The following is a 9,915-nucleotide window of genomic DNA, read 5'->3' on the forward strand; positions in this document are numbered from 1 at the left end:
GATGGGAGGGCGTTCATTTTGACGGGTGCCGCGCTCGTCGGGGTCGCGGCCGTGGGTGGGCTGGTCATGCGCCGGCGTTCCATCAAGGGCTGACGGTCGTGTCCGGGCAGTACTACAACCCCTACGGTGGCGCGCCGGTTCCGCCGCCGCCTGAGGACAAGGGGAGCACGGCGCTCAGGACCGTGCTCATCGTGGCCGCCATCGCCGGCGTCGTGACGGTGGTGGCGGGGTTGCTGATCGTGCTGAAGTCCCCCGACGAGTACGGCCTGGCCAGCAACCGGGACCCGCTGACGGTGGAGGCGCAGCCGGATGGGAATGCCAGCGGCGACCCCCAGCAGGCGCTGTTCCAGGCGGCCCCGGACGTGCCGCCGCCGCTGCCGGAGATCAAGCCGGCGCCTCCGATGCTGCCGTCGACCCCCGTCCGGATCGTGATCAAGCGGCTGGGGATCAACGCGCCGATCAAGTCCGTCGGGCTGGCGAAGAACGGGACGATCGAGGTGCCGCCGGCCGACAATCCCAACCTGGCCGGGTGGTACAGGAACATGTCGACCCCGGGTGAGGCGGGCCCGGCCGTGCTGCTGGGTCACAAGGACACCCGGACGCGCAGCGCGGTGTTCAACCGGCTCCCCGAGCTCAGGCACGGCGACACGATCGAGGTCAAGCGCCAGGACAGGACGACCGCCGTGTTCACCGTCGGCGGCATCGAGCAGGCGAGCAAGGCGACGTTCCCGACGCAGCGCGTGTACGGGCCGCAGGACAACGCCCAGCTGCACCTCATCACCTGCGGCGGCACGTACAACAGGAACACTGGGCACTACACCGACAACGTCATCGTCTACGCGACGATGACGAGCTCCTATCGAAGCTGAGCGGCGGAGGCTGGCATGGGCTGGATGGCCAAGCGGAGACTGCGTACAGGTCCGACGGCGGCCTTGCCGGCCAAACCCGACCCGGCCGAGTTGCTGCGGATCGTCCAGCTAGCCGACCCCGCAGCGCGGCGGGACGGTGACGACATCGTGGCGACCGACGTGCGCGTGTGCGCCCCGGTCGAGGCCGAGAGCGACCTGGTGGGCGGCGAGCTGGAGAAGGTCTGGGCGGTACGCGTGGCCGCCGAGGGGCCGCTGCCGCTGGACTTCTTCGACCGCTACCTGGCCGAGGGCATCGCCTTCCGGCTCAAGGGACTCGCGGTGTGCCGGGGCGAGGTGTGCGATCCTGCCGACGACGAGACGAGCGGCCCCGCCGTCGTCCTCCCGGTACGCCCCACGGCCGACGAGCTGGCGCCCCGGCTGGAGCCGGATGAAGAGGACGAGGCCGTGTTCACGGCGGGCGACATCCGGGCCATGGTGGTGCCGCTGAAGGGACGCCCCCCGGCCGTGGAGGAGCTGGTGCCGTTCGCGACCGAGCTCACCGCGATCGAGCTGCGTGGTGAGGAGCCCGCCAAACTGGGCACATTTGCCCTGGAGTTGTCCGAGGCGCTGAACGGCCTGGTCGTGGACCGGTGGCGGTTCAGGGTCGACGCGGCGGAGGATCTCCTGCCGCCGGCGTGAGCAGGCACCGAGCATCGTTCTGTTGTAGTCTCGGCCTAGTAACCGAATGATGCTCGGTTTCCAGGAGGCACTGTGGCAGAGGCGTACATCGTCGGGGCGGTCCGCACCCCCGTCGGAAAGAAGAAGGGCGGCCTTTCCACCGTCCACCCCACCGACCTGGCCGCGCACACGCTGAAGGCGCTGATCGACCGCACCGGGGTCGACCCCGCGGCGGTCGAGGACGTCATCATGGGGTGTGTCATGCAGTTCGGCCCCCAGAGCATGGACATCGCGAGAAATGCCTGGCTGTCGGCGGGTCTGCCCGAGACCACCGCCGGTGTCACGATCGACCGGCAGTGCGGCTCCTCGCAGCAGTCGATCCACTTCGCCGCCCAGGGCGTCCTGTCCGGCACCCAGGACCTGGTCGTGGCGGCCGGCGTCGAGTCGATGAGCGTCGTGCCCATGGGCTCCTCCATCACCGCCGCCCTGGAGAAGGGCATGCCCTTCCCGTTCGGCGAGAAGTGGGCCGAACGGTACGGCAAGCAGGAGATCTCGCAGTTCCGCGGCGCTGAGCTGATGTGCGAGAAGTGGGGCTACAAGCGGGACACCCTGGAGCAGTACGCCTTCGAGTCCCACCAGCGGGCCGCCAAGGCCATCGCGAACGGCCACTTCAAGGACCAGATCGCGCCGATCAACGGCGTCGAGGACGACGAGGGGCCGCGCGCGGACACGACCCTGGAGAAGATGGCCGGGCTGAAGACCCTCAAGGAGGGCGGCCAGATCACCGCCGCCACGGCGTCGCAGATCTCCGACGGCTCAGGCGCGGTGCTGATCGCGTCAGAGGCGGCGGTCAGGGAGCACGGCCTCACCCCGAGGGCCCGCGTCCACCAGCTCGCGCTCATGGGCGACGACCCGATCTACATGCTGACCGCGCCGATCCCCGCCACGCGGCGGGCGCTGGAGAAGGCCGGCCTGTCGATGGCCGACATCGACGTCGTCGAGATCAACGAGGCGTTCGCCCCGGTGCCGCTGGCCTGGATGAAGGAGTTCGATGCCGACCCGGCCCGCGTCAACCCGAACGGCGGCGCCATCGCGCTCGGCCACCCGCTCGGCGGCACGGGAGCGATCCTGATGACCAAGCTCCTGCACGAGCTGGAGCGCACGGGCGGCCGCTACGGGCTGCAGACGATGTGTGAGGGCGGCGGCCAGGCCAACGTCACGATCATCGAAAGACTGTGAGAAGGCGCGAGCGCCGCCTCCGGGCGTACAGGGGAGGCGGCGCTCGCTGACTACCATCCCGGTAGTTGTCTAGCGGCCCTTGGGCGGGATGCGCCTGGGCGGCGCGATCGGGCGCTGCGGCATCTTGGGCATCGGCCGCACCACGGGCAGTTGGGGTCGGCTCTTTTTGTTGCTCGCACGAACTCGCATGAGGAAGCTCCTTTACGTAACTCACGACGCGGCTCGTAAAGGCCGGTCGACAAGCTCAGCTGCCGCGTCTTGATGGACTGAGGCGGGTTGGTCGCTGAGTGCGAATCACGGGTAAAGGCGCATGTCCATGAAGGTACGGGGCCGCCGGAACCCCGCGCAACCCAATTAACGCATCGCCGTTCCCCACAAAAACCGGCCGTAGACGGCGCGGTGAGCCGTCAGGCGGGCAGTACTCCTAGCACAAGGACGGTCCAACGTCGGGAGAGTGCCATGACTGAGCACGCCAAGTACGCGGAGTCCAGGGAAGTCGGCGAGCAGGCGCGCGAGAAGGAGTGGACGCGCCCGAGCTTCGCCAAGCAGCTCTTCCTCGGTGACTTCCGGCTGGATCTCGTGCATCCGGTTCCCGCGCTGCCCGACGAGGCCGCCAAGCGGGGGGAGGAGTTCGTCAGGGCGTTGCGCCGCTACCTGGACGCGCACGTCGATCCGGCCCTCATCGAGCGGACCGCGCTGGTGCCCGACGAGGTGGTCAAGGGGCTGGCCGGCCTCGGGGCGTTCGGGATCACCATCAGGCAGGAGTACGGCGGGCTCGGGCTGCCGTACCTGTACTACTGCCGCGCCCTCATGCTCGTCGGCTCCTACTCCCCGGCGCTGGCCACGCTGCTGTCGGCGCACCAGTCGATCGGGGTGCCGCAGCCGCTCAAGCTGTTCGGCACCGAGGAGCAGAAACGGGAGTTCCTGCCGAGGTGCGCGGCGGGCGAGTTGTCGGCGTTCCTGCTGACCGAGCCCGACGTCGGGTCAGACCCGGCCCGCCTGTCCACCACGGCCGTCCGCGACGGGGACGACTACGTGATCGACGGCGTCAAGCTCTGGACCACGAACGGCGTCGTCGCCGACCTCCTGGTCGTCATGGCCAGGACGGGCAAGAAGATCAGCGCGTTCGTGGTCGAGGCGGACTCGCCGGGCATCACCGTCAAGCGGCGCAACGAGTTCATGGGCCTGCGCGGCATCGAGAACGGCGTGACCGAGTTCTCGCAGGTCAGAGTGCCTGCCAAGAATCTCATCGGGCGCGAGGGGCAGGGCTTGAAGATCGCGCTGACCACGCTGAACACCGGCCGCCTGTCGCTCCCTGCCACCTGCGCGGGCAACGCCAAGTGGGCCGTCAAGATCGCTCGCGAGTGGGGCAACGAACGCGTCCAGTGGGGGCACAGGATCGGCAGGCACGAGGCCGTGGCCACGAAGATCGCCTTCATCGCGGCCACCGCGTACGCGCTCGAAGCCGTCTGTGAGCTGACCAGCCGCCTGGCCGACGACCAGCGCAACGACATCAGGATCGAGGCGGCGCTGGCCAAGCTCTACTCCTCGGAGCTGTCCTACCGGGCGCTGGACGAACTGGTCCAGCTGCGGGGCGGGCGCGGCTACGAGACCGCCGAGTCGCTCGCGGCGCGCGGCGAGCGCGGCGTCCCCGCGGAGCAGATGCTGCGCGACTCGCGGATCAACCGCATCTTCGAGGGCTCCTCGGAGATCATGCGGCTGATGATCACGCGGGAGGCGGTGGACGCGCACCTGTCGGCGGCCGGCGAGCTGATCAACCCGGACGCGTCCCGCCAGGAACGCACCCAGGCGCTCAAACGCGCCAGCCGCTTCTACGCCAGGTGGCTCCCCACGCTGGTGGCCGGCACCGGCAACCTGCCCGCCGCGTACGCCGACTTCGGCCCGCTGGCCGCGCACCTGCGCTTCGTGGAGCGGACCAGCAGGAAGCTGGCCCGGTCCACCTTCTACGGCATGTCCCGATGGCAGGGCAGGCTGGAGCACAAGCAGTCGTTCCTCGCCAGGATCGTGGACATCGGGGCCGAGTTGTTCGCCATGACTGCCGTCTGCGTCAAGGCCGAGGAGGACTCCATGGACCTGGGGCGCAGGCCGTACGAGCTGGCCGACACCTTCTGCCACCAGGCGCGACGCCGCGTGGACGCGCTGTTCGACCGGCTCTGGGACAACAGCGACGACCAGGACGTGCGACTGGCAGGCTACGTGCTCGAAGGCCGCTACGACTTCGTCGAGGAGGGCATCCTCGACCCGTCCATCGAGGGCCCGTGGATCGGCAGCCCTCAGGGCGGGGAGAGCGTACGGCGAAAGATCCTCTGACAGCCGGTCTAGACCGGTCGTGAGCATTTTCGCGCCCGAGTGTTTTCAAACCGATATGGTCCGGTATAGACCGGCCCGTGAATACGGGCTTACTCTGGCGCAAACGCGTTGAGCCGTGGCTCGCGCGCCTCCATCCCCCTGGGCGGGGTCCGTTGGCTGGTACGGACCAGCGTCACCCGCCCGACGAGAAGGCGGTATCTCCAGTGAAGATGAAGCTTGTGGGCGGCGCCGCTCTCGGCCTCGCCACCATGCTGGTCCTGTCCAGCTGCGGTTCCGGCGATTCCGGAGGCGGCGCCGACACCTCGGCCTCGGGCGGGGGCCAGGTCACGCTGAAGATGGTCGCCGCCGACTACGGCGACGGCCCCGGCAAGCCGAACTCGGGCGAGACGTTCTGGAAGGGCGTCGTGGACGAGTTCCAGGCCGCCAACCCGAACATCAAGGTCGATGTCCAGGTCATCAACTGGAACGACATCGACAAGCAGGTCGCCACCATGGTCCAGAACGGCCAGGTGCCCGACATCCTGCAGACCGGCGACTACTCCGGGTTCGTCCAGGACCAGCTGCTGTACAAGGTGGACGAGGTCCTGTCCCCGAACGTCTCCGGCGACATGCTGCAGAAGTTCGCCGACTTCGGGAAGGTCGACGGCGCCGCGTACGGCATCCCGTTCGTCTCCTCCGCGCGCGCAATGTTCTACAACAAGGACCTGTTCGAGAAGGCCGGCGTCGCCGAGCCGCCGAAGACGTGGGACGAGCTCAAGGCCGCCGCGGAGAAGCTGAAGGCGGCCGGGGTCACGCAGCCGTTCGGCCTGCCGCTCGGCCAGGAGGAGGCCCAGGCCGAGTCGTTCCTGTGGATGCTGGGCAACGGCGGCGGCTATCAGGACGCCTCGGGCAAGTGGGCCATCAACTCGCCGCAGAACGTCGAGACGTTCACGTACATGAAGGGTCTCGTCGACGCGGGCCTGACCACCCCGAACCCCGGTACCAAGGACCGCAAGACGGTCTGGGAGGACTTCGGGGCCGGCAAGGTCGGCATGGTCAACGGCGGCCCCATGTCCATCCCGATCTTCGACGCGGCCGGGCTGAAGAACTACGGCGTCGTGCCGATCCCCGGCAAGACCGGCGCGCTCGACACCACGCTCGGCGTCATGGACTGGATCATGGCGTTCAACAAGAACGGCCACGCCGCCGAGATCAAGAAGTTCTTCGACTTCTTCTACACCGGCACCGCCGCGCAGAAGATCTCCGACACCTACAAGCTGCTGCCCGTCACCAACGGCGGCATCGAGAAGCTGTCCGGCGACGAGAAGCTCAAGCCGTTCCTCGAAGCGCTGCCGAACGCCAGCTTCTACCCGTTCCAGGACCCCAAGTGGGCCGAGTTGAACCCGGCGATCAAGCAGACCATCGGCGGGGCCGTCAAGGACGACCCGGCCCAGGTCCTCGGTGAGCTCCAGAAGACCGCTGAAGCGGCCGGCTGATCCATCGAGATCCGGTACGGCCGGCGCTCTCCTGCGTGCGCCGGCCGTACCGTCCTGGAAAGGTTTGCTATGAAGAGATTGCGCGCCCTGGAACCCTTCGCGTGGGTCGGGCCCGCCATCGTGCTGATCGCGCTGGTCGTGCTCTGGCCCGTGATCGAGATGATCAGGTCCTCGTTCCTCGAGATCAGCCGGCTCGGCGTGGAGCGCGGGTACACCGGGTGGGACAACTACACGAAGCTGTTCGGCGAGAAGGACTTCGCCGACATCATGGTGCGCAGCGTGATCTGGGTGGTCGCGGTCGTCGTGTGCACCGTGCTGATCTCGCTGGCCCTCGCCCAGCTGTTCAACCAGCGCTTCCCGCTGCGCAAGGTCGCCAGGTGGGCGCTCATCGCCCCCTGGGCCGCGTCGGTGCTGATGACCGCGATCATCTTCAAGTGGATGCTCGACCCCGAGGTCGGCGTGATCAACCAGATCCGGCTGAAGCTGGGGCTGATCGACGCCATGGGCGGGGCCGCCGCCGACCAGCTCGGCGACGCCGGCAGCGCGATGCCGTGGCTGGTGTTCGTGGCGGTGTTCGTGTCGGTGCCGTTCACCACGTACGCGCTGCTGGCCGGACTCGCGACCATCCCCTCCGACGTGTACGAAGCCGCCACGATGGACGGGGCAGGACGCTTCAGGACGTACTGGTCGATCACCCTGCCGCTGCTGCGCCCCGCGCTCACCGTGGCCGCGCTGATCAACGTCATGAACGTCTTCAACAGCTTCCCGATCATCTGGGCGATGACGCACGGCCAGCCCGGCTACTCGACGGCCACCTCGACGATCCTCATGTACATCCTCAAGGGCTCCGACATCGGTGAGTCCGCCGCCATGTCCGTCGTCAACTTCGGCATGGTGATCGTGCTGACCGTGATCTTCCTCAGGGTGTCCAGGTGGAACAAGGAGGTGGCGTGATGGCCGTCAACACGATGACGCCGAAGAGCGCCGGGCCGCGGCACCACGCCAGGCCGCGAGGGGCCGGGCCGAGCCGCATGCCCAAGGTCAAGACGGTGATCGTCGCGGCGAGCGCGTACGTCATCGCGTTCGTCTTCCTGTTCCCGTACCTGGTGATGCTGCTCACCTCGCTGCGTTCCCAGGACTCGCTGCGCGATGTGGCGTTCTGGCCGGAGGAGTGGGTGTGGTCGAACCTCGCCAACTTCTGGACCAGCGGCCTGGCCGGGAACCTGTGGGTGACGCTCAAGGTCGCCGGCGGGTCGACGATCCTGGTGCTGCTCGTGGCGCTGCCGGCGGCGTACTACACGGCCAGGCACAACTTCAGGGGGCGCACGGCGTTCCTGGTGCTGGTGCTGATCACGCAGATGTTCCAGCCGACGGCCATGGTGGTCGGCATCTACCGGGAGTTCTTCCAGTTCGGGCTGGTCGACTCGATCTGGTCGCTGATCCTGGTCAACGGCGGGTTCAACCTGGCGTTCGCGGTGTGGATCCTGAACGCGTACTTCGCCTCGATCCCGCGTGAGCTGGAGGAGGCCGCGTTCATCGACGGGAACGGGCGCTTCGGCGCGCTCTTCAGGATCACGCTGCCGCTCGCCATGCCCGGCGTCATCACCGCGCTGATCTTCACGTTCATTGCGGCATGGAACGAGTTCGTGGTCGCGCTGACCCTCACCACGACCACCGAGAACCAGCCGCTCACGGTGGCCCTGAACTCCTTCATCGGCCAGTATCAGGTCGACTGGCAGAACCTGTTCGCCGGCTCCGTGATCGCCACCATCCCGGTGATCATCCTCTTCGCGCTGATCGAGCGGAAGGTGGTGGGGGGCCTGACGGCCGGCTCCATCAAGTAGCCCCGCTACTGCTTGGGCACCCGGGCCACGCAGAACACCGTCTGGCCGAACGGCGGCCGGACGAAACGCTCGATCAGCCGGGTCAGCGGGACCACGGTCCGGTCGTAGATCTTGACCAGGCGCGGGTCCGGGTAGCCCACCCCACCCCGGCGAACGGCCGCCCACCAGGCGATGCCGCCCAGGAAGTTGATCGGCTTGAGCACCTCGACGTCGAGCCCGGCCTTGGCGACCGTCCTGCCGAGGGTCTTGGGCGTGTAGCGCTGGACGTGGCCCACCTTGCGATCGAAGTCGCCGTAGAGCTGCGGGTAGCCGGGCACCCAGATGATGATCCGCCCGCCCGGCAGCGTGACGCGGCCCAGCGAGCGCAGGGCCTCGGCGTCCTCCTCGATGTGCTCCAGGACGTTCATCATGATGACGGTGTCGACCTTGTCCTTGAGCGGGATGTCGGTCGGCAGCCCGAACTGCAGGACGTCGATGTCGTCGCGGCCCTCGAAGCGCTTGGCGAGCTGCTCGACGCAGTAGGGGTCGAAGTCGCTGACCACGAGCCTGTCGATGCGGGGCAGGAACTGCTCGGCGAAGTGGCCGAGCCCCGACCCGATCTCCAGCACCGACCGGCCGACGTGCGGGGCGACCATGTCGAACTCGTACTGCCGATAGTTCTTGGCCTCGTCGCCACCCAGGTGGTTTTCCAAGGCCTCGTCGCCGGCGGCCGGTTGTACTACACGGTCATACCCAGAAGACATAATCCCGTTCCTTCGCAGGGCGCATGGATTGACCGAGTCTAATGCCCATGCCACCGCCGGGATTCACATGACGACGCGAAAACCGGCCTCGGATACGGTGGTCCCGCCATGGACGACGACGAGGCGATCGCCCGCTCGCTCGACGGTGATCTGGCCGCCTACGAGGCGCTGGTCGCCCGTTACAGCGCGCTCGCTCACCGTACCGCCGCCATGCTCGGCGCAGGTGACGAGGCAGAGGACGTGGTCCAGGAGGCCTTCGTCAAGGCGTTCCGCCATCTGGCGTCCTTCCGCAGGGACGCGCCGTTCCGGCCGTGGCTGCTGCGGATCGTGGCCAACGAGACGCACAACCTGACCCGGTCGCGGGGGCGCAGATCCGAGCTGGCGCTCCGGCTCGGCGCCACCGCGGACGTGACGGCGCCCGACGACCCCGAGGGCGCCGCGGTGGCCACCGACCGCCGCTCGCGCTTGTTGGCGGCGGTACGCGGACTCCCCGAGCGGGAACGCCAGGCGGTCGTGTGCCGGTACTTCTTACAACTGACGGAGGCGGAGACCGCACAGGTGCTCGACTGGCCGGTCGGCACCGTGAAGTCCAGCACCCATCGCGGGCTGGCCCGGCTGAGGGAGGAGGTGGGCAATGAACTCGCGTGAGCCTTTCGACGACCTGGAGGCGGAGCTGCTCGCGCTCGGCGACCTCATCGACGTCCCTGCCCCACCCCCCGGCGACGTCGCCGCCGCCGTACGCGCCCGCCTCGAACCC

9 protein-coding genes are annotated in these 9,915 nt (G+C 68.2%); 8 read left to right on the top strand and 1 reads right to left on the bottom strand.

Annotated features, from left to right (window positions below; all coding sequences use genetic code 11):
* Positions 1-98 precede the first annotated feature (98 nt).
* The 7 genes from ITP53_RS50535 to ITP53_RS50565 all read left to right on the top strand — a co-directional run bounded on the left by ITP53_RS50535 (position 99) and on the right by ITP53_RS50565 (position 8,415).
* Positions 99-869 (top strand): class F sortase, encoded by a 771-nt coding sequence (locus ITP53_RS50535; protein ID WP_195902634.1) that lies wholly within the window; start codon positions 99-101, stop codon positions 867-869.
* 24 nt (positions 870-893) lie between these two features.
* Positions 894-1,547 carry a hypothetical protein gene (locus ITP53_RS50540; RefSeq protein WP_195902635.1) on the top strand — a complete coding sequence of 218 codons (654 nt, stop codon included), beginning with the start codon at positions 894-896 and terminating at the stop codon, positions 1,545-1,547.
* A gap of 72 nt (positions 1,548-1,619) precedes the next feature.
* Positions 1,620-2,765, top strand: a complete 1,146-nt coding sequence (locus tag ITP53_RS50545) for an acetyl-CoA C-acetyltransferase (protein WP_195902636.1) — start codon at positions 1,620-1,622, stop codon at positions 2,763-2,765.
* Between the two features lie 459 nt (positions 2,766-3,224).
* Complete coding sequence (locus ITP53_RS50550; protein WP_195902637.1) at positions 3,225-5,096, top strand: acyl-CoA dehydrogenase family protein; 1,872 nt, start codon at positions 3,225-3,227, stop codon at positions 5,094-5,096.
* A gap of 209 nt (positions 5,097-5,305) precedes the next feature.
* Complete coding sequence (locus ITP53_RS50555) at positions 5,306-6,571, top strand: extracellular solute-binding protein (RefSeq protein WP_195902640.1); 1,266 nt, start codon at positions 5,306-5,308, stop codon at positions 6,569-6,571.
* A 69-nt stretch (positions 6,572-6,640) separates the two neighbouring features.
* Complete coding sequence (locus ITP53_RS50560) at positions 6,641-7,525, top strand: carbohydrate ABC transporter permease (protein ID WP_236052084.1); 885 nt, start codon at positions 6,641-6,643, stop codon at positions 7,523-7,525.
* Positions 7,525-8,415, top strand: a complete 891-nt coding sequence (locus ITP53_RS50565) for a carbohydrate ABC transporter permease (protein ID WP_236052085.1) — start codon at positions 7,525-7,527, stop codon at positions 8,413-8,415. Before ITP53_RS50560 ends, ITP53_RS50565 begins: the two co-directional genes overlap by 1 nt.
* A 5-nt stretch (positions 8,416-8,420) precedes the next feature.
* Here the strand turns inward: ITP53_RS50565 and ITP53_RS50570 are convergent, their stop codons facing one another.
* Positions 8,421-9,158 carry a class I SAM-dependent methyltransferase gene (locus ITP53_RS50570; RefSeq protein WP_195902638.1) on the bottom strand — a complete coding sequence of 246 codons (738 nt, stop codon included), beginning with the start codon at positions 9,156-9,158 and terminating at the stop codon, positions 8,421-8,423.
* 108 nt (positions 9,159-9,266) lie between these two features.
* Between ITP53_RS50570 and ITP53_RS50575 the strand changes: the two genes are divergently transcribed.
* On the top strand, positions 9,267-9,806 hold the full coding sequence (locus ITP53_RS50575) for an RNA polymerase sigma factor (protein ID WP_195902639.1): 540 nt from the start codon (positions 9,267-9,269) through the stop codon (positions 9,804-9,806).
* The last annotated feature ends 109 nt before the right edge of the window (positions 9,807-9,915 follow it).

Origin of the sequence: Nonomuraea cypriaca, from assembly GCF_015645445.1 — a bacterium.
Classification (GTDB): Bacteria; Actinomycetota; Actinomycetes; order Streptosporangiales; family Streptosporangiaceae; genus Nonomuraea; species Nonomuraea cypriaca.